Here is a 21,347-nt window from a genome sequence, read left to right as displayed (position 1 = left end):
CGCGGGATGGAGCAGCCCGGTAGCTCGTCAGGCTCATAACCTGAAGGTCGCAGGTTCAAATCCTGCTCCCGCAACCATTTGGGTCGAACAGAGTCTCGAACAAGCCGCCTCAGGGCGGCTTTGTTCGTTCTGGGCCAGACCAATCATCGCTGAAAGTGCCCCTTCCAGTTCGATCTGAACGCCCTCGTTGGTGTGCTCGACCGTGACACGTTCGATAAGGCCCCGGATGATCTCCAAAACCCCGGTGCGGATCGAAGGATCCAATAGCGCCTGCGCAAGATCGGCGACCTTGGAGCGATAGAGTTCCGACAGGTTAGGGTGAAGGCGCACAGGGGGCGGTGCGGGTTCGGAGAGTTTTGCGTCCAGATCTGCGATCTGCGCTTCGAGATCTTCAAGCCTGGCCTGAAGACCTGAGGTGCGAATGCCTTCTGCAATCGCGTCATAAAACCCATTCAGTTTGCGCGCAGCTTTGTCCCGCTCGGATTGCAGACGGGTCCGGGCTACCTCCGCTATGCCTGCTTCTGCGTTGGCGGCTTCGCTGAAGGATTTGATAAAAGCGGCCACTGCGTCGGGCTGCATCAGACGCTGACGAAGCAAATCCAGAACGGCGTCTTCCAGGACATTGCGGCGAATGGATTGCTTATGGGAACAAGTACCGAGTTTGCGAGCGGCAGAGCAGGCGAGGTAGTCGCGCCCGACAGTGGCGAGTGGCCCTCCGCAGGTTCCGCAGAATGCAAGTCCTGTCAGAAGGTGCTTCTTGCGACGCTTCTCCCAAAACCGGGTTTCCTTGATGGCTTTGACCCTAGGATCGGCTTCGATCTCGCCTTGTCGCTGTTTGACCGCCTTCCAAAGCTCATCCCCGACAATCCGCAACTCAGGGACTTCCGTGATGATACATTTGGAGGGATCGTTGAGACGGGACACACGTCTGCCGGTCTCCGGGTCCTTGATGTAGCGCAGCCGGTTCCAGACCAGGCGGCCGATGTAGAGCTCATTGTTGAGAAGGCCCGTCCCACGCACTCTGTGCCCTCGAATGGCCGTGTCACGCCATAACTTGCCACGGGGACCGGGAATACCTTCGGCGTTCAGGCGGCGCGCGATGGATTTGGGAGAATGCCCTTCGGAGAACTCTTGAAGCACCCGCCGGACAATCTTAGCTTCTGCTGCATTGATCATTCGTTCTCCCGTGGCGGGTTGGCCGTCGGACTCAAGACGCCGGACGACGTCGTAACCATAGCTGTTGCCGCCGCCGGAACGGCCAAGCTCGACCCGCCCGCGCAGACCACGCCGGGTTTTGTCGGCCAGATCTTTGAGGAACAGTTGGTTCATGGTGCCTTTGAGACCTACGTGCAACTCACTGATCTCGCCCTCAGCCAGCGTCACGATGCAAACCCCTGCAAAGCTCAGGCGTTTGAAAATCGCAGCGATGTCTGCCTGGTCCCGGCTCAACCGATCCAGCGCTTCGGCCAAGATCAGATCAACCCGTCCTTCCTGAGTTGCATTGAAGAGTGCTTGCAGCCCGGGACGCAACATGGACGCACCAGAGACCGCCCGATCAGAATAGGCGTCGACAACAGTCCAGCCTTCCCGCTCAGCACGTTCCCGGCACAGTCGCATTTGGTCATCGATGGATGCGTCTCTCTGCATTTGGCTGGAGAAACGGGCATAGATTGCAACTCGGGTTATCGCCGGACCTTTCTCTTCTGGTTGATCAAAGCCGCGTAGTCGCGGCCCGCTTCAATTGTCTGGGCGTGGATGTAGTGGCGCTCAGCCGTTCCGAAGCTCGCATGAGCCAATATTGGTCGGATCAGCTTCGCGTGTTCCGGAGAGGAGCGCGCCAATGTCGTTGCGGCGGCATCCCGGAAGAAATGCGGTGGGATGCGGCGCCCCGTCAGCTTAAGCGTTTGATCAGCAATTCGGGGGCCTAGCGCGTCTTCCTTCAAAGGAGTGCCAGACCGGCCAACCCACAGGACATTGTGATGTTGTTGGCCACGCTCCATAAAAAAAGGACGGGCTTCGTTGACATAACGGCGTAAGAGCGGCTCAACGCTCTGGGGAACATCAGCTTCCCAGGGATGCCCTGACTTGGTGAGATCCCCGGGGAGCGCGACAGTCATAGTATCGGGCCTGATGTGCAGGGATACGCCGATCCGAAGGCCCGCGAAGGCGCGTCGCCGCATCGGCATCAGGGCCAACATCGCTATCATGGTACCATCCCGCAGGCACATCATACGGCGTAGCGGTGTTGGCGCCGCTTCTGCATGACCCGCCGCCAGAATCAGACCTGCACGGAATAGAACCTCGCTGGACAACACACGCCCAAGTTTGCGATCCCGATCACCTCGACCCGCGGCGCGCTTCAATCCCGCTTTCAACTTCCGCTGAGCGGACCAATCCTGTGTCGGGTCAGCTGCAGAGAGGATACGCAACACGCCATCAATGAACGTCAACCGGGTCATTGGCCGGGTGTGTGACAGGTTCCGAAGCCAAGCGGAAAGGCGCGGCAGGGTCCCGCGTCGAGCCGGAGGCAGTGTGATCGCCTCCGCATCGCTGGTAATCAGCCATTGCAGCCATCGCGCATAGCGAAGTTCCAGCGTCTTCAACGAGGTCGCGCGCAGATGTGAGAGCGCGCCGCAATCGTCGAGTGGTCCACCTTCCGTCTTAAGGTTGAGCCACATATCCCGGTCTTGCACGGGCCAATCAGACAGAGGCAGAACAAGGCTCATCAGCGACACCCTTTCTTAGCTTCTATCAGGTCAGCAAAGGCGCGTGTTGCCGACCGTGCCTCAAGACCGGAATACATGTTGATGGTGTGGCTGATCTCCGAATGTCCGAGCAACCGGCGCGCAACCTCGTAGCCGCCGGGATTGGCGTCGAGCCAGTTCATCACCGCGAAATGCCGAAACAGGTGGGCATTCATCTCCAAACCCGTTTCTTTCCGGATCCGATTGGAGATGCGCGCAGACAGAACGCCGGGATCAACCGAATGCTGACCATCCCTCCGGGGAAACAGCCAAGGCGTTCCAGCGGGGCAGAGTTCCGGACAGCGAGATTTGAGATGAACGTCGATCATGCGCAATACATCACGCGGGATCTCGAACTCGACAGGGCGCTCATTTTTGGTCTCGCCGTCTGTCTTCCAGAACCAGGTAGGCTCGGCCATCACCGGGACGGTGCAGGTGGCGTTCCAGGTGGATGCCAGCCAGGTTCTTCACGCGAACTGGGCAGACCAGCAAGATGGCGATGGCAAGCGCATCTTCGCGTGCCAGAGCCCAGCCATACGGCTTGGACGTGCCGCATGGTCGCGCGAAAATCCGTTCAGGCAGAAGCAGCAGGCGCTGCTAATGTCGGTCCTCCTGCAACACCCGCAGCCGGCTTCGGTTTTTTGGGTCATGCCATTCTGAGGTTTGACGGCCAGCCGCGCGGCAAGCCTCGACAGCGCGTCCCGGGTGTCATCGGATGCATTGAGTATCCGGGCCAGGTTGCGGAGCAGCGCGGCGATCTCGCTGATCATCTTTGTGGTCTGGTTGTTGGTGCGCGATAGCATCTGGCGCAAACCCCGTTCAGCCATCATCGGATTGATCAGGACGTCCAATCCGCCAATCTCCGCGATCGGGATACCAGAGTGAACGAGTTCGGAGGCAAACCGAACCAACTGTCTTTGGTATTGGGACAGGGTCGCGGGTCGGAGTGCCCTGTTTTGACCGTCATCTGCCAAGGGGTCTGGATTGGACAGACGATGTATCAGCTTTGCAAGAGCGGTTTGGAAGGGCGCTGGAAACGCGGTCACCGGAAAGTGATGACCTTCTGGCGCGATTCCAGAGGCAAAGTGACGTTGGGCCATTGTGAAATACGTCGGACCGCCAGGTTCCAGCCGTTGACCGCAGCCCGATATGCGACATCCGGTGATTTGCTGATCTCGTTATGCGCAAGGGCTTCTCGATAGGCCGTGGCATGCTCTTTGCGCACAATGGCGGGTTTGACGCCTTGCCGGATCAGAAATGCACGAAGCGGCAGAGCGCGGGTTGCAATGTCTTGTCGCCGGACGCCAATACATCCGCCCAGAGCGCGTGCCAAGCGGGAGACAGATCTTCGATCCGGTTGAACCGGCGTTCCACTAGCCCGAAATGCGCGAGGGCGGCCCGAGCATCACTGACCGCGTTTTGCCAGCTCTTTGGTGTCAGACCAAGCGCAGCCGGTGCAACTTTGGACAGACGGGGCTGCAACCAGCGACTGTCGCAGGGCACGTCCCCGGGCGGTAGAGCAAGGGCTTTGGCTGTGCGCTGCAATCCTGAGATCATATCGCGGCGGCGTGCGTCGGACAGAGTAATGTCAGAACGCAACTGTTCAATGACTTCGGCAAACATCGGAGTGTCGGCTTTGACAAAGGCAAGTGTCAATGGAACGGGTGTTTGGCGGGTCATCGGGTCAGCGTTCCTTTGGACAGGTTAGGTCTCGGGTGGACGGGTGTGGACAGGAGGTCCGATTCGGGAAAAGCGTAGCACAGAAAGTCCGCAACTAACGGGGATGCCCTCTTCCCGAAAATCACTTAAACAGTTGACCTAAATGGACATTAATGGCCGCGATTACCTACCAGCACTGTGCCTGCCGGTAGGCGGCATGAGCTGCCGGATCAATGCGGATGAGGCGTCCGCCAGGGCCCACCCGAATAACCTCAAGCAGGCCAGCCGCAATCGCACGGCGCACCGTCTTCTCCGAGCAATTGTCCAGTTCAGCGACGTCTTTCACCGTCAGAAGCTTGCGGGTTTGTTTAGTCTTCGCTTTGATCTGTGGCATCCTGATGCGCCTCCTTTTGGTCAGAGGCGTTCCGGCCCAGTTCCCGTACTGCCTGGGCAGCCAGCAATCGGACCAACTGGCCTATCGCTGCCTCAACCTGCTGGTGCGCACCGTCGTCAGAAGGGGGTTTGGCAGGAACGCGTGTCATGCCATGACCATGACAACGCAGGCTTGCTCATTCTAAGTGTATTGATTGCCCGATTCCGGCGGGGCCCAACGCTCCTTCTCTTCGCGCTCAAGCCTGTCGCGAAAATCGTCAATATCCACGCGGATCGTCTCACCGCTCAGGATTTGCTCCGGTTCGGTTATGATCCTCACGGCAGCCTGGATAAAGTTTACGAGCGGGCCTTGCCGTTGCCCTCCGGGGCGACCGTCTGAATATGTCGTGTAGGTCAGGGGGCGACCGGCATCTTTCCAGATATAGCAGCAACTCTCGACGATGTACTGACGGCGTTTGTCGCGCGAGAACCGCTTGTCTCGTGGCGACATCTCTGCAACCGCGCCGGGTGTCTCGATGATGCGTCGAATGTCATCCATCACGTCCTGAGTAAGCGTTTTTGCGGTCTCAAGCTTTTTGAGGAGCTGCGGAAGAAGGTCTGCGTCTTCTGGCGTAGACGCGAAATAAGTCGAAAGCGAGCCCAACGCGTTCCGGAGTTCTTGTGCAGTAATTGTGCCCCGTTTGGCTTTCCGAAAAAGTTGCTTGAGGTGCTTTTGACCTCGTTCAATCGCTTGCGGGCGCCGAACCTCGGTCAGATTAATTGCAATGTCGTCATCGTTGTTGAGGCAGTGACCCAGCATGGTGGACAAGTCGCGGACGAGTGGTGCTGGCAGGTCAAACTGTTCACACAAGTTCCCGATCATGCCCTCAGTAAGGACGCCGCGTTCTCCATAACTGCCGAGCTTCCACGACATAGAGGCCTTGATCCCATCCATGTGCGGGTAGACCGAATAGTCATCTTTAGTATTTGCAACTTCTCGACTGCTCTTTAGATCGCTGTCCGAGTTGGCGCTCATCTTGTTCTCCGTTTGGCACACTCTGGGGTCTGGTCGTACGTCCAAAAGCTGATGTGCATCAAGGCAGTATTGTTTGCTGAGAAAGCGCTGGTTGAGGCGAAGCGGCCCCTTCAAAGGTTGCGCATAAACAAAAGAACAGGAAGAGAACAGCTTGTGCTCCAGCTAATGTTTGATCGTCCAAGGTGGTTTTTTACGCTATTTCGGTAGGAGACCGCACACCGCACTGTATTGGATACGTGCGCCTGCCGAGTGACCGGTTGCTTTGCCGCTAGAGCAGACATTGAGCCCAATACACCGCATGACCGCTTGGAGCCCAATTCGACAGATGCCGCTCGCTATAAGAACGGGTGCGAACCGCGCATTGCTGCCGTTGATCATGGCAAGGACGGCCCACTCCGGACACTCACCGGTTTCCAAGTTTCTGCGGCACTGCCCGACGAACCTGCCGTTCGCTGCGACCGCAAAGATTAGCTTTAGCCAAGCGTCGGCAGATCCACCGCTATGAACTTCAGCCGCTGCCGGACCTCGCTGACCGCAACCGCGCGGTCGGAAAACCGAGCAAGGTCATAATCACAATAGTCGCTCGAAAGCTTGTCACCCTCGCGAATGGGCTGTGCCGGACTCGACGAAAATGGGAACCTCCGATTCCGTCACCGATACAACTGCTAGAGCGCAAAAAGGGGCTGGGCGGCACAAATTCTGGACAAGTTACTTATCCTTTGGCCAACCTGCCGCCCTTAACTGTAAGAGTACGGTATCCACGTGTTCGCGGCTTGCATAGAACTTGCTTAGTGCGAGCTCTGGCTGAAACATGGGCCAGGTACGCGACAACTCCTCGAGATGTTTCCGAGCCTCTATAGACTGTTCGTTTGCCTGATATGACGCAGCCTTATAGAGCAACGTCAGTTCACTGACGGGAGCGCCTGACGCAATTGCGGAATCGAAGGAAGAAACAGCAGTCTCGTAGTCACCAAGATGAAAACTGGCGACCCCATGTATATTCAGGTTTGCTTGGTGTGAACCTGCATCTCTGCGCGGCGCGTCAGGCGCTGAAATCTCTTGCGCTTCCGCAAAACTCCCTGTCAGCAAAAGAATGAGAGCATAGAAGTTCAATACCCGGCCATCCATATCGCTCAGCAAATAGGCCCGGTTAGCGAGCGTCCTTGCGTTTTCGAAATCCCCACTGGCGAAGGCCAGCCAGGCTTTGGACGAAAGGACCCAACCGTTGGTCGGGTCAAGATCGACGGCAGTGCCGGACATGAGTGACGCCGCCTGAAGCATTTCCTGACGTTGCTTGAGGTCCGGTGCCAAAATAGCCAGAGTGGACAAGCTGTGAACTGCTCCCGCATACCCGCCTGCATACGCAGGATCGATGCGAATGGCCTCTTCAAACAACTTGAGTGCTGCGGTTTGAAGTTCGACATCCGCGATCGGGAACAGCATTTCACTGGCTTTTGCTGTCATGTTCGAGGCCTGCAACGTCGCCATGGACTTCTCTGCCAGCGCCTTGCGTTCCTGCACCGCGCGCTCCTGCACGTTTATGTCCGCCCTGTCCGGGCTCGGGGAAAAATAGATGGCACGTCCAATCGCCCATACGAGCAAAGCCGCAGCGAATAGAGCAATTGCTGCTATCGGAATTCGCAATTGTGCGAGGCGTGATTTGTCCGGCTTCTGGGTATCTTTGTCTCCTTCACGAAACTCGAACCTGGGAACATAGCCGCCGCTATCGATGTGGATCACGACTACGTCATCACTGCCTTGCGTGGCGTAGTAATCTGACAAGGCGCGGCGCAATCGGCGGGCATCGACCCGCACGATATTGTCGCTACCATCGGCGGGCTGACGCCCGTAAACGTCCTGGGCGATGATCTTCCCGACGATCTCTTCAGGGTGGCCCAGCAGGCTTTGTTCGACCACGTAAGTCAGAAAACCCTGTAGGCGGGCGGAGCCGGACAGCTGCGGACTTTGCAGAATGTTCTCCAGCGCAATTCGAATGGATTTTTCGTTTTCCGGCGTCATGAAGCGAATCCGTGCCCCCATTCAGTCATGCGCTAAGAAAAACATTCCAAAACAATCGCCTAGAAGAATTTCTCCGGTGCGTTTCACGTCATCTTTCACCGTATAACCCTTGTTCCAACCTTTCAACCGCAAGGATGATTGGTGAGATGGGCTCTAATGACGAAAACCCAGCGGCCTACCCCGCTCAGGCAGAAGAATGCCTGCCAAAAGCGCGCGACTCGATCAGAAGGTTGCGTGCGACGGACGCCACCTTTGCAGAGATCTGCGACGATTACGAACTGCTCGTGCGGGATTTGCTCGGCCTGTCGCAGTGTGATGGTGCCTCGGAAGAGGATTTGCAGAAGGCACGCGACCTTTTGCTGGAGAGTTTGAAAGGCCTCACAGACGAAATCCGCGCCGCGCTCGAGAAAGCTTCGCGCAGGATCGGAGGGCCCCGGGGATTCGACAGCACCAGTTCGAGCCTACACCAATTTTCACAATCTGGAGAAGACACATGAAACTGAATTCAGGCAAGGCATCATGCAGTGCGTTGGCACTTGTGATGCTGTCGCTGACCGGTGCGCATGCCGAAAGCGGCAAGATCATTCATGATGCCGAACATTATGTTCTCGAAGCACAGCATGGCCAACGCTGGGCCGACGAGGACGCGTCACTGCAGGAAAAACTGGACGCGCTGGAGGCCAAATTCGGCACCAAGCCCAATATCATCCACATCATGTGGGATGACACCGCGGTGGGCGAGGTCGGAATTCCGGAAATTCAGGCGGTGCGTGGATTCGAGACGCCAAACATGAACCAGATGGCGGATGAAGGCATCAACTTCATGCGCATGTACACGGAACCCGCCTGTACGCCTACGCGCGCGGCGTTTCAGACCGGTCGGTACGCTGTACGAAGCGGCATGCACACCGTTTCCTTCCCGGTTGAGTATTCCGGCATGGATGCCGAGGAAGTGACCATCGCAGAAGTGCTGTCGAATGTTGGCTACAAGACTGCCTTCTATGGCAAGTGGCACCTCGGCGACACAGAGTTCTCCTATGCCCACAACCAAGGCTACGACGAGGCGTTCTTCACCCCCTACAACCAGGTGCCTTCGATGTGGAACCCCGGGGCCGAGGTTGGCAACGTCATAACCGGGCTTTATCCCGAGCTTTACGGCGAAGACAAATATGACATGGATAAATCCTGGCAGCCGCTGGGTCAGGTCTGGACACTGGAAGGCACCAAGGGCGGCGAAACCCTTGAATGGGGCCCGCCGCCAAACATTGAAAACTACTGGGATATCGAAACTGAGTCCCAGCGCCGAACACTGGCCTTCATCGACAAGAGCGTCGAAGCCGGCGAGCCATTCTTTATCGCCTACCAGCCCATTCTCGGTGCGTTTTTTCCCGACCCCAGAGTTGCGAAGAGAGCGACGGCAAATAAGAACATGCTTGCGGAAGGCCTGATCGCTGTCGATGACTTCGTTGGCGAACTTGTGGCGCATCTTGAGGAAAAGGGCATTGCCGAGAATACGCTCGTCATGGTGATGGCCGACAATGGGCCGTTCATTCACTATGGTCCTCGGGGCATGGCCGAAACCCTGTACTCCGGCGGCAAGGGTGACTTTACCGAAGGTGGCGTGCGCGTCCCGGCAATTGCGAAATGGAAGGGCGTGATCGAACCGGATCAGATCGTGGGCGACATCCTGCATGTCAGCGACCTTTTCACCACATTTGCCCGACTTGGTGGCGCGATGGACCAGATCCCCACCGACCGCGTGATCGACGGTGTCGACCAGACATCGCTGTTCCTGAACGGAGACGGCTTCAGCCGCCGGGACTATGTGATGATCTACCAGGGGCCAAACCTGGCCGCAGGCGTCAAAGGGCGGTTCAAGCGTGACTGGAAAAATGCTACCCCCGGTCTTTCCAAGAACGAGTTCTATGATCTCTATACCGATCCTCGAGAAAGGACCGGGGAGATGATTCAGCAGTTCCACGTCAAATCGATGTTCAACCGCCAGCGCGCGCGGCACGAGATGTGGATGCAGGAATACCCGAACCGCCCGGATGCAACCCCCGGACCGGCGTTGACAGGCATTTCGAACGAACGCCCCGAAACCCGCAAGCTCTACACGTCTCCGGTCGAGACGGACAAGCTGCCCTTCACGCCGCAGCAACTTGGCAACTACCCGCTGCCCTTCGCCGGTAGCGATATGTAAGGCAGATAGGCACTGGAGCCGGTGGGCTCCGGTGCCACTTTCCAAGTCCACGACAATTCTCAAATAGGTCAGTGAAACAACTCATGCCCTTTCGCAGGACAATGTGTTTACTGGGTGCCGGCTTGATGCTGATGACCACCAACGCGAACGCACAGTCGGATGACGACCTTGCCAAGCAACTTGCGAACCCCATCGCGTCCTTGATCTCGGTGCCGCTGGAATTCGTCTATGACCAAGGGTTCGGCCCATCGGGAACGGGATCCCAAACCGCATTCGTCGCCAAGCCGGTCATCCCGATCAGCCTCAACGAGGATTGGAATGTCATCTCTCGAACAATCATTCCGTATGTGTGGCAACGGAACCTGACACCGGGGACCAGCAACAGTGGTTTCAGCGACGTCACCCAAAGCTTCTTTTTCTCTCCGAAAGCTCCCACTTCTGGCGGAGTGGTCTGGGGCGCCGGTCCGGTGTTTCAGATCCCGTTATCCGCTGGTAACAGGCTTGGCCGCAATGCTTGGGGTGCGGGCGTGACAGGTGTCGCACTCAAGCAAACAGGTGGATGGACCGTTGGGATGTTGGCCAACCATATATGGGACTTAGAGGGCAACTCTGCTCAGCAAAGCACGACATTCCTGCAGCCGTTCGTGAATTTCACGACACAGGATGCGTGGACCTATGCGCTGAATACCGAAAGCACCTACGAGTGGGTCGCGGAAGAGTGGAGCATTCCGATCAATTTCAAAATCAGCAAGCTTTTTCAACTTGGCCGCCAAAGGGTCAGTCTCTCCCTCACGACGCGCTACTGGGCGCAAAGCCCGGCCGGTGGGCCGGATGGCTGGGGGACGACCTTCGGAGCGACTCTGCTTTTTCCAAAGTGAACACAACAATAATGATGCTAAAAGGAGAGCCTAATGGCTGATCGACGCACTATTCTGAAAGCCGGATTGCTGACTTTGGCCACTCCTGCAATCCTTGGAGGACGTGCCGCCCATGCCCAGGGCAAGGGTTTACCGATAACAGTTTCCAGCTACAGGCTTGACCGGACTCAGGCGTTGTTTGACGGGCGCGTTTCGATCGGGGGGACCAACGCGACCTTTGTCGAAGATGCCATAGGCGACATGAACACCGCTGCCTTCAGCGGCAAGGGGACGAACGAAATTACGGAATTGGGACTGCATCCGTTCATGCTGGCGCATGCAAACGAAGGGTTTCGCGACTATGCCCTGTTGCCTGTCTTCCTGCTGCGCCAGTTCCGGCACAAGAGCGTTTTTGTCAGGACAGATGCGGGCATTGCCACACCGCAAGATTTGCGTGGCAGGCGGGTTGGCACACCGGGGTACTCCTCGACTTCGCTTACGTGGATCAGAGGCATATTTCAGGAAGAATATGGCCTGCGCCCGGAGGAGATCGAGTGGGTTGTCGCCAACAAGGACAGCTCCGCGGCAGAAGCAGGCAAGATTTCGGCGCAGGAACGTCAGGCGCCGGAAGGGATACGTATTTCCCAGGGAACGCCGGGGCTGGACGAATCCGAACTCCTGCTCGCCGGAGAGGTGGACGCCTTGTTTCACGCAGCAACCCCAGCAGCCTATGTGCGGGGCGATCCGCGCATCTCGCGGCTTTTCCCGGACTTTCGCAGCGTCGAACAAGACTATTTCCGCCGCACCGGCGTGTTTCCGATCATGCACGTGCTTGCGATCCGTCGCGAAACGGCCTCGGAATATCCTTGGCTTCCCCGGGCGGCTTTCAACGCTTATTCCCGAGCCAAGATTGAAGCCTACAAGACCAAGGATCGCCTGACCTGGGCCACGGATATGTTGCCCTGGTACAGTCAGGAGCTTGAAAACACCCGCGCGCTGATGGGACGAAATTTTTATCCATATGGTATACGGGAGAACCGTCGGACACTAGAAACTTTATTCCGGTACTCGAAAGAACAACGACTAGCTTCTAGGACATTGAGCGTTGAAGAGACTTTCCTCGAAGAGAGCCTGGAGTATTTTGAGGACTCTACCTAGGGTATCGCCGATATATTTGCCTCATGAAGTGGCTTGTTCACGCGGTCATTTGTTGATCTCGCTTCATTCTGAGCTTTTGAATCTGGAACAGACATTTGAGCCTATTTTTCGAGCCTCATAGGCTAGAACCGCAGCTAAAAGCACCACGGGCGGGAAGTTGTCATTCGCTGCCATGCAGCGAGAAGATTGAGATGCCGCCAAAGCGGACCTTCAAAGCAGATCCGTTCGCATGGTCTCAAATCGCATTGCGCCATGCATTTGGCACGCTCGAAAGACGTCATACCAGGCAACATCTTCCTTTTCGCGAACATGCCTCAGATCGCCGCCGCCGCTACGACTGCTATTGAATATCACGTCACTAAGCGCTTAGCCTCAATTGCATATAACAGCATTTCTTTGAATTGCGAATTTCGGGGGGGGGGGAGAAATGGTTTTGATTAGATGGATCCATGTGTCTGAATCTGTTCTATTTGGCTTCGTCAGGTGCGCTCTTTACGGAGTTCTGACCAGCATTTCTCTGTTTTCGGAAGGAAGGGCACAGGACCAGTCGACCAACAGCCATGAACCTACTCCGGATCAAATGTTTGTTGAGGCGATTATGCTCTTCCATGGGGTATCCGCCAAGATTGAGGACGAAGCGGCCACTGATCTCGCAGAAGTAGCGCGTCTGTTTCAGAAAATTCAGTCCGACTATCCTGCTTCAGCACCCGCAACGCTCATCGCGGCGGGCGGATCCCCCGGCGGCGTAGACTTGTCGCGCTTGCCGCCACCACCGAATGATGGCGGGACCCAAACCAGTGCTCCCACAGTTACTTCAGATCTGAAGACAATTCTGGCCTTTCTTCAAAGCCATTATCCTGAAACGATTGAAGCACTTCAATTCGAACCGGCCACCATTGCTCGCGATTCTGCCGAGGCCGCGCAATTGCGGATCGCCTATATGATTGCGGTCTATGTCAACAAAGGCGCTGAGGTTGCCGGGAAGGCAATCATCGACCCAAAGCAATATATGGATGTTGTGTCGGCGATGGCCAAGGATGGCTCGCTTGCAGACGCTGCCTCGGTGTTTTCCGGTCAATTGGCGCTGGATATTGCTGAGGCCAAACTCCAGGAGGTTGCTGCATCTGTCTTCACGGATGTTGTCATGACGGTTCCCTGGCCCGAAATGTCACCTGAGCTTGAAAACATGCTGCGCGCAGGCCTCGATGCTGCCTTCAAGGAAGGCTGGGATTTGATGAAGGCGCAGAAAGATCCGAGCGTCATAGTTGGTATGATTTTCAATCGTGTGAAGGACGTGCGCGATATTGTCGTAGCGACAAACGCGCTGAACCAAGTCCAGGAAAAGGCACTTATCGACGCGACGCTCCGCATTCAAACCGCCGCATGGATATTTGTGAACCTCCCCGACAGCACCGGAACGCCTGATGCAGTAAGGCAAGCACTGACCGGATTGGAGAGCTCTGCCACCGCGATAGTTGGCAAGGACGACGCCAAAGCGGTTGCGGCAGTGTTCAGCCATGGGTTCAGCGCCCTTGTGGAGACTTACAGAGGCAATCGAGATGGCGCTGATCGCTTCATCGGTTATATCCGTCAGGCGGGGGCAGAAAGTAACATTCCTCCTTTCAACGCTGTGGATGCGCTCCTGGTCATCGCCAACCTTGGACAGGACGCGCCGGCGCGCGCTGCCAACATCATGCTTGGTATTACTGATCTGGCCGATTTGGATGCGACTATTGGATTGCAGGCCCCGAATGGCGTTTCAGCTTCAGTCGGTGCGTCACAGGAGAACACAGCAGCGTCCAGGGTGAGCTGCGAAACAGGCCCCTTCACCATCGAGGGCGGAAACATTTCCGTTTCTATGCGGCTTCGGAACACTCTGCCCTTCGATATCACGCTCACAAAACTAGAGGGGACAGATCGCGGGACGGCAATATTGCTCGCAGCCAATTCAGAAATGTCGCTTCGTCTAAACAGGCAGGGCTCAGTCCATCGCGCCGACGATCCAAATGGCAACTGTATAGCGCTTGTCCGGGGCGTAGATGACGTGACCGTTATTTTCAACGACGTAGCAGGCGCAGGGCCGAGCGCCCACTATTTCCGAAACAACAATCTAGAATCATGGAGCGTTTCCTCGGCTGGGCCAGATTTCCCATTCTCCGAGGCGGAAGAGAGCCTTGCCTACTACGAGGGCCCAATTGAAGGGGACATTCGGAGTTCTGGCCCATATGCCGCCCCGCAGGGTTCGCAATGGGTCCAAGTTGCATCAAGACAAACCCAAGAAGAAGCCATTTCTGTCGCACAAGGACTTGGCGCAGGCGCTCATGTATTTCGCGCACAAAACGGCTGGTACGCAATCACTACAGCTATCTTGAGTAATCAAGAATTGGATAGTGTTAGTCTGGACGAAATCATCGCCAATAATGGTTGGCCAAAGGATAGTTTCTTAACGCGCGGCGATGGATTTGTTGAAGAAATTGCCGTTAGCGGAGTCGCCGAAACTGCCGCGTCTACGCGCACGCAAACTGTCCGCGAAACCTGGCTTTTGAGCCGATATTGGCGCGATCGTACGCCCATCTATGATAATGTGCGGCTGGCCCCGGCGGGAGAAAGCGTCGTTGTTTGGCAGGGCCCCGACGACCTGGGTGATTGCCTTGTTGATACTCACGAGGGCGTCTTCATGAAATGTGCGGACCTGGAGGCATTTACAAATGTTGTGGCGGGCAATAATGGCGAGTCCGTAGCTGGATCGTCTTTTCCTGTGGTCGCAAGGACCCCATTGGACATTGCTGGCTTGTCTCAAACCGGCCCAAACACCTTACACCTGGACCTGGGGATCGCTCCGAAAGACGCGGCGATGTTGGCTGGAATGCTGCGCGGCCTAGGTGCCAGTCAGGAAGACACGACGCCTCAGTTTCATGGGAACATTGATCTGGGCACCCAGGATCGGGTCCGCTTGCTTGAGCAAGATATTCAAAAGTTTGAACAAGTCTTCCGGAATGCAAAGATCCGGATCGATACGGGTCTCCGACCCATTACGATAGGTCCATATAACGCGCAGACGCAAAGTTTCGTTTCGTGCATTAGTCCTCAATTGGCAATCATGCCGAACGGCTGGAAACTTGGGCGACTTGGACTTCGAATAGAATTTGCGCCGATTGTCGATGTTTTCATCAAGAACGGCTTTGGCCACAATGCATTTTGCGCTGATCTCAATACGGGCCCGGCTCAAGCATTCGAAGATAGATTCAACCTGAATAACTTTTGGGACAGGAATGCATTCGTAAATGGATCTATTAGCATTCCCGTGCCTACCGCGCGTTCTCGCGAATTCGCTGAAGCTTCGGCAGAAGGCCGCCTACGGATGGAATACTCCTGCAATTTGGGTCGTTCCATTGGCAATCTCGGACAGCTTTTGCCTTGGGGGTTATGCGTATACGATGCTCTGCGCCTAGTGATCATTGATCCGCAGGCAAGCGAATGGACTGTCGCGCATTTCCGCGTAACCGGCTCAGGATTGACCTTCGCTAACTTTGAAAAAAGACCAGTCGAACCGATTGTGTCGACCAAACCGCCAGAGGAATATTCAGGTATGAGCCCCGTTGCACGCGCGTTTTCGACCGATGAGACAGGAGAAGATGCAATTGATGAGATACTGCAAAGCTTCGTCGGAAAACCGGACGATGTGGATCTCGCCTACCAAAACATAACGCCTTTTCCAGGCACACCCTTTGAGGCCAAAAGTCTGAAAGTTTTCCAAGCCTTGGGTGATGACAAGATCATCGGCGTTCCTGGGACCGAAAGCGGCTATGGAAATGTGGTGATCAAAGAAACCGCACCTGAACGTTTCATTGTTTTCTGGGATCATTTTTCTGACGGCATAGCGACCGCCATGACCGGTGTCGTTGATGACCTTCGGGTGCTTGATATCAGGAATGTTGTTGGGTCCGACTGTGAATGGCAGGTTACATACCGTGCATGGTTGAAGGACGTTACACCATTTGGGGACGCTCTGATGTCACTGTCCGGCAAAGATGGAATCACTCACAGGAGCTGTTTTCGGACCACTCGCAAAGGCTTTGAAATGGTCCGAAAAGAGATCGTAGATTTCTAGTTCCGCCAGGCTACGACATCGCAATTGTTGGAGTCCTTGCCGCTCAGGCTCGTCGAACGCGTCGAGGTGTAGAGCTGTGAAGTTGTTTTTTGCCGAGGCCAGTTGATTTGGGTATTCACGGCGTTACCAGATACGGTGGCATAGATCGTCCCATTTTCACCCAGCGAATTGCTGATTGGTCCCTGATACTTCCCGGGCGCATTCATTCCGAGCCGCATTGCGCCGGTTATGCGTGCTTTCCCGAAAAGCATCTTGCAGTCCGCTCGGTAGCCCCAGGTTCCAGCCAGCTTGTCAGGCGCGTTCGCAGCGAGCCACCTCGACGTACAGACCGGATCGAGGGTTCCTTGCAACGCCGAGACAGCGGCCTCGGTCGCCAAGTCTTCCAGCGAAAGCGCGGTTCCAGAATAAAAGAGGAAGTCTTCAAATGCGGAGCGGGTTTTCCGCCCGGCAACCCCATCAGCTGTGCCCGCTGAGCAGCCCACTCGGTTCAGTTCGGTTTGAATGTCCTTTACTACTTCCTTCTCGGGCCGTGCAGGAACGAGAGCTGCTTCAACGGTAACCGACTGTTCGGCAGTCGTTGTTTCGGCATCAACACTTGCCGCCGTCGATGGGGATTCATCTGTTTGGGCTTGGGCTGCAAGGGCCCTGTTCAATTCGGCCACATCAATACCAGCGACGGTTTCTTCGAGCATGATCCCAAGCGCGGCATCTGAGCCCGGGTGTTGTTCCAGTACCAGATCGAGAAGTTGCCTGACACTTGAATATTCAGCCCTGCGATTCGCTTCATCCTTGGACGCAGCACTCTCATAGATCGTTCTGGCGGCAATCAATATCCCGTCTGCGCCGCTTTGCGCGTGAAGTGGAAGACAGAGAATTGCAGAAAGAATAGCTGATATTGAGAGTGTTCTAATGCTTGCGAACATGCCGGACCCCACAATGAAAATAGCGTGTATTTTGCTAGCAAAATGAACACGACAAGAAATGTAATTCAATAACATGATTGCGCCACCTAGAGTGTGTGGAACGGATTCTACTTCCAAATGGCCCGGTCGAGGGCGCCAGCTCACTACCTTTTCTGGCAAAATCTGCGATCTGCGATTGTGCGAGGCTTTGGTATCGTCTTTGCAGCGAATGTCGACAATACGGGCTGCGGCCGCGGCATCCCAGCAAGGTGTCGGGAGTCCGATATGGGCCGTCCTCATCGTCGTGATCTAGGCCTTCCAATGAGATGCTGCGGTTGTTCCGATGACGGCAACGAGCCCGAAGCGGGCCTGTCAGAATGCGTCAAGGCATCAACAAATGAATGTAGGTTGGACTATCCGAAGAGGATCTAAGAACAACATAAAGATTGCCGAATTCGCTTTGGTCGATCGTGACGTCTTCAAGCACGCCCATGTATTCCAGAATTTGTGGAATGGTTTCAGCATGGGTGACAATTAGAACTGTCTCTTTTTCATGGTCGAATTCCAATGAATCGACCAACCCTGCGACATCGCCTTTTGGCAAGGCATTGATTTCAAGGCCAAAGGCGTTGGCAATTATGCCGCCGGTTTCTTGAGTTCGCAGCGCATCCGACGTGATGATGGCATCAAGGCCAACATTCCTAAGCATCTCAGCCCAATCTGCTGCGCGCTGTCTGCCCTCCGGGGTGAGGACAGGGTCAGTTCCAGACAGCTCTTTTTCACCATGTCGGATCAGATAAACTGCTTCCTGAGCTGCGGCAGAAAAACCAGTCGCCAAATTCAGAATCAGAACGGCACAAAGAAAACGCACAAAATTGCACTCCCGACTTGTGAACAGGGTGCCATCTTTTCAGGAAGAAGCTGGCAAATCAAGTTGGCGGCAGCTCTATCCCAACCTGCGGATGTTGATCCACCTTAGCAGCCACAAAACATGGCGGTACATTCAGCTGACCTTTGTGAGCCAAGTTTTCAATCGGCAGCCCGCCCATCGTCTCTCAGAACTTTGAACAAGGCCATAACATGTTCATCGCCGTAGCCGGCTTTGACTGCTTTCTCAAAAAGACCTCCAACGTGGCTTGGAAACCCAGCATCCATGCCAGCGTCAATGGCTTGCTGCTTCAACAGTTCCAAAGATGCCTGCCAAACGGACAACGTGGCCGTTCTTTGATCGTAAGTTCCATCTCGGATTGTTCCGACATGATGCTGAATGCGTGCACTATCAGGAAACATCGAAATGAACTTTTGCAGTTCAACCCCCTCTGCCTCGCAAATGTTGGAAGCGTGCAGCATTCCCATGAATTCACCGAAACGGGTCGACAACCACGCCAAGTCAAGCACGGATACCGCTGCGATGTCGTCGCCGAGATACTCTATCTTCCCGCCTTGATGGCCTAGGAGGCCTTCAACCGGGTTGTAGATAGAAGAGGGGCCCGAGATCAGGATATTACTGTCCTTCGTTCCCAAATCCTGGGGGCCACAGTGAATGGCTCCGTACAGAAAGTCAGCGTTTCTTTCAGCCAACCATTCTTGGTCTTCTCTTACCTGCTTTGGCAGGCTGGTGCTGAGTTGAATTATTGTTCGACCATCGAGTATCGGCTCGACCTGACTGTGCCCCAAAAGTGTAAGAACCGAATTGGGATCCTCTACACAGATTATTGAAACCGGACTCGCAGCAATTGCCTCTGAAATCGTTTGAGCGATGACGACATTCTTCGGTTCCAACGCCTCTGCCTTTTTGATTGTGCGGTTCCAAACCGTTATAGGAACGCCTCCTTTTTGGTAGGCTTTGGCGATAGCCATTCCCATCAGCCCAAGTCCAAGGATAGAAACTTCACTCATTGCTTGTACTCCAGGTAAGGGCGTGCCGAATGCATTGACCCTATGCACAAACCGCAAGTCTGCCAATGGCGGCAGTGTCCGCAATCTGTGAGTTCGACGAAACCCGGAGTTCGCGCTTGCGGCGAATGTCCGGAAAGCGGGCTGCAACCGCAGCGGCGATATGTGTCGATCAAAGGCAGCTCCGGGCCGTCCTTGCCATGATCAACGGCAGCAATGCGCGGTTCGCACCCGTTCTTATAGCGAGCGGCATCTGTCGAATTGGGCTCAGTACGGACCTTGAAACGGGTTTCTTGATTGTCACTTTTTCGTCCAAAGCGGCCATTATTTCAAACAGACAGGGAATGCGTAGAGATGGTTTTTTAGATTAATAGTTCCGTTAACGTTCGGTATAGGCCAAATCCTACTCCCGCAACCAGCGTCAGAAAACCCAAACACTGCCCGTTCAGACTACAATTGATCCAATGGATCAATTGCTTAACCTCTTAACCTCGTCAGCCTCATAACCTGAACGTCAGAGGCTCAAATCCTCTCACCGCAACCAAATATAACACACAATATCAGATTGTTGCGAACCGCCTCAGGGCGGTGTTTCTATTTGCGCCAATACCGCCGGAAGTACTCTGGAAGCAATAGGAATTAGAGAACTGCTGCTGCCCCCCAACAGTATTTTGCGTCACGCCGGAATAAGGTCTTCAAGCTCCGGCATCAGGACAACGCTTTCCTGTTCGTTCGGGTCCGTGCGTGCGATAACTGCAACTGCGGGTTCGTTCCCATCGTTGAACGGCAGGTGCGGAGTGTTTGCCGGTATATAGATCAGGTCTCCTGCTTGCGTTTCCATGACATGTTCCAGCCTGTCGCCCCAATACATCTTCGCAGACCCGGAAAGCACATAAATCGCGGTTTCATGTGTCTCATGTTTATGCGCCTTGGCGCGCCCTCCGGGCGGGACCGTAAGCAGATGCATGCAGATAGCTTGGCTTCCTACTGTCTGTCTGGCGATGCCTTCGAAGTAATCGAACCCCTGTTTCCCGGAATAGGTTTCGCCGGGGCGCAGTTTCACACAATCCGCCATCTAGGTATTCCTTCCTAAGATTGGAGCGAGAGAATTATACGCCAGCTTCGCTAGGAAACGTAGGGAAATCAGAAGCGGGTTTTGGGCGGAGATTCTAACGAGCCTTATGAACGAACCGCATACCGGGTGATACGGCCTGAGATACATAAGGACGAAGAAAGCCACGTCTGCGGACGTTACTCATAGCAAATTGTGCAGGTAGCCATGACAGGTCCGCACCTCGAACACCTCCTTCAAAACCTTCCCTGTTGGGTGGTCACATGGCGTGTTGCCAGTGAAGAACCTTGGAAAGATTGCATTATCTCGGTTCAGAAAAAGGGTCCGGAGGGGTGTTCAATCGCAGATGCCGTATGAATGCCCGTGCAATCCTTGGAACCGGTTTTTGATCCGAAACCACAAAATGGCCTCGATACCGCATTGGAGATTCAAATCGGACAAATGTTAGGTCGGGAGATCGGTAATGGTAGACGGGAAAGGGATTAATAACAGACAGCCCCAGTCCTTCGCGCGCCATGTCGGCTGCGGCAAATGAGGTTGAAACTTCGGCAACGATCCTCGGTTTGGCGCGCACCTGATGAAGCAACCGGTCCAGCTGCCCGCGCCGCCCGTGTCGATACGTCAGTGCGATCAACTCTTGCTCATGCAAGTCTGAAGGCGTCAGAACGGAGCGTTCAGACAGAGGATGTTCGGGTCGCATGACGCATACGGCTGGTGATTCGCGAAATGGAATAAGTTTGATGCCAGCGCGGCTTTGTTCAATCCCGGTCACGGCAAGATCAAATCGGTTCTCAAGCACACCGAGCGTGACCATATCAGACGTTGTCACCTCAAGGTTCACGAAAAAACCGGGATTCCCGCGAATGAAACTGGCGATGAGGGAAACGATGTATCGATGAGCATAGCTGGGCGGTGCAACGAGGCGCAGTGTTTCCTGCACAGTTTCGCCCGGACCATCGATCCTGTCCAATGCCTCGAACAAAGGATCCAATCGCATATTCAGCCTTACGGCTTCTTGCGTCGGTCGCAATCTGCCTGCATCCCGTTCGAACAGTGTTCTGCCCAATCGATCCTCCAGGCTGCTGACCGAGCGACTGACCGCGGACTGAGATAAGCCGAGCTGCCGTGCGGCAGCGGCTGTTGTTCCAGACTGCATGAGCGCACGGAGCGCCTGGTATTCCGGCAGAGAATGCCAGTTGCGAGGTTTCTTCATTGCTGGGCGCCCGCATGATTCCGACTAGCTCTATGAGTAAAACTCATCAAGTTTTTTTACAATCATGACGATTACGTCTGTTAGCGTGTGTCGAAATGACACTAG

Annotated in this window: 19 protein-coding genes and 1 tRNA gene; 6 read left to right on the top strand and 14 right to left on the bottom strand. The window is 55.2% G+C overall.

Features of this window, described 5'->3' with window-relative positions; translation table 11 throughout:
- Window positions 1-77: transfer RNA gene (locus I9188_RS12070), tRNA-Met, on the top strand.
- Here I9188_RS12070 and I9188_RS12065 read toward each other — a convergent pair.
- The 9 genes from I9188_RS12065 to I9188_RS12025 form a co-directional block, all read right to left on the bottom strand.
- Window positions 34-1,617: a recombinase family protein gene (locus tag I9188_RS12065; protein ID WP_245220591.1), complete on the bottom strand. Its 1,584-nt coding sequence runs from the start codon at window positions 1,615-1,617 to the stop codon at window positions 34-36. The genes I9188_RS12070 and I9188_RS12065 overlap by 44 nt on opposite strands.
- A gap of 65 nt (window positions 1,618-1,682) precedes the next feature.
- Window positions 1,683-2,726 (bottom strand): tyrosine-type recombinase/integrase, encoded by a 1,044-nt coding sequence (locus I9188_RS12060; protein ID WP_209506706.1) that lies wholly within the window; start codon window positions 2,724-2,726, stop codon window positions 1,683-1,685.
- Entirely contained in the window at window positions 2,726-3,163 is a 438-nt protein-coding gene (locus I9188_RS12055) for a site-specific integrase (RefSeq protein ID WP_209506705.1), read from the bottom strand. The genes I9188_RS12060 and I9188_RS12055 overlap by 1 nt, the downstream gene beginning before the upstream one ends.
- 48 nt (window positions 3,164-3,211) lie before the next feature.
- The gene (locus tag I9188_RS12050) at window positions 3,212-3,595 is read right to left on the bottom strand and encodes a hypothetical protein (protein ID WP_209506704.1); all 384 of its coding nucleotides are present in this window, start codon (window positions 3,593-3,595) and stop codon (window positions 3,212-3,214) included.
- A 400-nt stretch (window positions 3,596-3,995) separates the two neighbouring features.
- Window positions 3,996-4,424 carry a hypothetical protein gene (locus tag I9188_RS12045; RefSeq protein ID WP_209506703.1) on the bottom strand — a complete coding sequence of 143 codons (429 nt, stop codon included), beginning with the start codon at window positions 4,422-4,424 and terminating at the stop codon, window positions 3,996-3,998.
- 166 nt (window positions 4,425-4,590) lie between these two features.
- Window positions 4,591-4,797, bottom strand: coding sequence for a helix-turn-helix domain-containing protein (locus I9188_RS12040; RefSeq protein WP_209506702.1), 207 nt, complete (start codon window positions 4,795-4,797; stop codon window positions 4,591-4,593).
- Entirely contained in the window at window positions 4,772-4,945 is a 174-nt protein-coding gene (locus I9188_RS12035) for a hypothetical protein (RefSeq protein ID WP_209506701.1), read from the bottom strand. The genes I9188_RS12040 and I9188_RS12035 overlap by 26 nt, the downstream gene beginning before the upstream one ends.
- Window positions 4,946-4,977: 32 nt before the next feature.
- Window positions 4,978-5,811: a hypothetical protein gene (locus I9188_RS12030; protein ID WP_209506700.1), complete on the bottom strand. Its 834-nt coding sequence runs from the start codon at window positions 5,809-5,811 to the stop codon at window positions 4,978-4,980.
- Window positions 5,812-6,519: 708 nt separating this feature from the next.
- Complete coding sequence (locus I9188_RS12025; protein WP_209506699.1) at window positions 6,520-7,830, bottom strand: hypothetical protein; 1,311 nt, start codon at window positions 7,828-7,830, stop codon at window positions 6,520-6,522.
- Between the two features lie 134 nt (window positions 7,831-7,964).
- On the opposite strand from I9188_RS12025, the gene I9188_RS12020 reads away from it, so the two are divergent.
- The 5 genes from I9188_RS12020 (at window position 7,965) to I9188_RS12000 (ending at window position 16,159) form a co-directional block, all read left to right on the top strand.
- Entirely contained in the window at window positions 7,965-8,327 is a 363-nt protein-coding gene (locus tag I9188_RS12020) for a hypothetical protein (RefSeq protein ID WP_209506698.1), read from the top strand.
- A complete protein-coding gene (locus I9188_RS12015) occupies window positions 8,324-10,033 on the top strand; it encodes a sulfatase-like hydrolase/transferase (protein WP_209506697.1) in 1,710 nt (569 codons plus the stop codon). The genes I9188_RS12020 and I9188_RS12015 overlap by 4 nt, the downstream gene beginning before the upstream one ends.
- Window positions 10,034-10,158: 125 nt before the next feature.
- Window positions 10,159-10,911: a transporter gene (locus I9188_RS12010; RefSeq protein WP_245220590.1), complete on the top strand. Its 753-nt coding sequence runs from the start codon at window positions 10,159-10,161 to the stop codon at window positions 10,909-10,911.
- Between the two features lie 33 nt (window positions 10,912-10,944).
- Window positions 10,945-12,048, top strand: coding sequence for an ABC transporter substrate-binding protein (locus tag I9188_RS12005; RefSeq protein WP_209506696.1), 1,104 nt, complete (start codon window positions 10,945-10,947; stop codon window positions 12,046-12,048).
- A 427-nt stretch (window positions 12,049-12,475) separates the two neighbouring features.
- Window positions 12,476-16,159 carry a hypothetical protein gene (locus I9188_RS12000; RefSeq protein ID WP_209599621.1) on the top strand — a complete coding sequence of 1,228 codons (3,684 nt, stop codon included), beginning with the start codon at window positions 12,476-12,478 and terminating at the stop codon, window positions 16,157-16,159.
- Here I9188_RS12000 and I9188_RS11995 read toward each other — a convergent pair.
- From I9188_RS11995 to I9188_RS11975, 5 genes are all read right to left on the bottom strand, one after another.
- Window positions 16,156-17,157 carry a peptidoglycan-binding domain-containing protein gene (locus tag I9188_RS11995; RefSeq protein ID WP_209506694.1) on the bottom strand — a complete coding sequence of 334 codons (1,002 nt, stop codon included), beginning with the start codon at window positions 17,155-17,157 and terminating at the stop codon, window positions 16,156-16,158. The genes I9188_RS12000 and I9188_RS11995 overlap by 4 nt on opposite strands.
- A gap of 286 nt (window positions 17,158-17,443) precedes the next feature.
- A complete protein-coding gene (locus I9188_RS11990; RefSeq protein ID WP_209506693.1) occupies window positions 17,444-17,932 on the bottom strand; it encodes a phosphoglycerate mutase family protein in 489 nt (162 codons plus the stop codon).
- A gap of 158 nt (window positions 17,933-18,090) precedes the next feature.
- Window positions 18,091-18,960, bottom strand: a complete 870-nt coding sequence (locus I9188_RS11985) for an NAD(P)-binding domain-containing protein (RefSeq protein ID WP_209506692.1) — start codon at window positions 18,958-18,960, stop codon at window positions 18,091-18,093.
- A 673-nt stretch (window positions 18,961-19,633) separates the two neighbouring features.
- On the bottom strand, window positions 19,634-20,032 hold the full coding sequence (locus I9188_RS11980; protein WP_209506691.1) for a cupin domain-containing protein: 399 nt from the start codon (window positions 20,030-20,032) through the stop codon (window positions 19,634-19,636).
- A gap of 298 nt (window positions 20,033-20,330) precedes the next feature.
- Window positions 20,331-21,242, bottom strand: coding sequence for a LysR family transcriptional regulator (locus I9188_RS11975; RefSeq protein ID WP_209506690.1), 912 nt, complete (start codon window positions 21,240-21,242; stop codon window positions 20,331-20,333).
- Window positions 21,243-21,347 lie beyond the last annotated feature (105 nt).

The organism is Ruegeria sp. HKCCSA071 (assembly GCF_017872555.1).
Classification (GTDB): Bacteria; Pseudomonadota; Alphaproteobacteria; order Rhodobacterales; family Rhodobacteraceae; genus Ruegeria.
Note: the sequence above shows the minus strand (reverse complement) of the source record. Positions and strands in the feature narration are given on the sequence as shown.

Coding starts and splice junctions, on each gene's coding strand:
- I9188_RS12025 (WP_209506699.1), bottom strand. CDS start 7,830: ATGACGCCGGAAAACGAAAAATCCATTCGAATTGCGCTGGAGAACATT.
- I9188_RS12055 (WP_209506705.1), bottom strand. CDS start 3,163: ATGGCCGAGCCTACCTGGTTCTGGAAGACAGACGGCGAGACCAAAAAT.
- I9188_RS12010 (WP_245220590.1), top strand. CDS start 10,159: ATGCTGATGACCACCAACGCGAACGCACAGTCGGATGACGACCTTGCC.
- I9188_RS11975 (WP_209506690.1), bottom strand. CDS start 21,242: ATGAAGAAACCTCGCAACTGGCATTCTCTGCCGGAATACCAGGCGCTC.
- I9188_RS12000 (WP_209599621.1), top strand. CDS start 12,476: ATGGTTTTGATTAGATGGATCCATGTGTCTGAATCTGTTCTATTTGGC.
- I9188_RS12035 (WP_209506701.1), bottom strand. CDS start 4,945: ATGACACGCGTTCCTGCCAAACCCCCTTCTGACGACGGTGCGCACCAG.
- I9188_RS12065 (WP_245220591.1), bottom strand. CDS start 1,617: ATGCGACTGTGCCGGGAACGTGCTGAGCGGGAAGGCTGGACTGTTGTC.
- I9188_RS11980 (WP_209506691.1), bottom strand. CDS start 20,032: ATGGCGGATTGTGTGAAACTGCGCCCCGGCGAAACCTATTCCGGGAAA.
- I9188_RS12045 (WP_209506703.1), bottom strand. CDS start 4,424: ATGACCCGCCAAACACCCGTTCCATTGACACTTGCCTTTGTCAAAGCC.
- I9188_RS12030 (WP_209506700.1), bottom strand. CDS start 5,811: ATGAGCGCCAACTCGGACAGCGATCTAAAGAGCAGTCGAGAAGTTGCA.
- I9188_RS12040 (WP_209506702.1), bottom strand. CDS start 4,797: ATGCCACAGATCAAAGCGAAGACTAAACAAACCCGCAAGCTTCTGACG.
- I9188_RS12005 (WP_209506696.1), top strand. CDS start 10,945: ATGGCTGATCGACGCACTATTCTGAAAGCCGGATTGCTGACTTTGGCC.
- I9188_RS12060 (WP_209506706.1), bottom strand. CDS start 2,726: ATGAGCCTTGTTCTGCCTCTGTCTGATTGGCCCGTGCAAGACCGGGAT.
- I9188_RS12015 (WP_209506697.1), top strand. CDS start 8,324: ATGAAACTGAATTCAGGCAAGGCATCATGCAGTGCGTTGGCACTTGTG.
- I9188_RS11985 (WP_209506692.1), bottom strand. CDS start 18,960: ATGAGTGAAGTTTCTATCCTTGGACTTGGGCTGATGGGAATGGCTATC.
- I9188_RS11995 (WP_209506694.1), bottom strand. CDS start 17,157: ATGTTATTGAATTACATTTCTTGTCGTGTTCATTTTGCTAGCAAAATA.
- I9188_RS12020 (WP_209506698.1), top strand. CDS start 7,965: ATGATTGGTGAGATGGGCTCTAATGACGAAAACCCAGCGGCCTACCCC.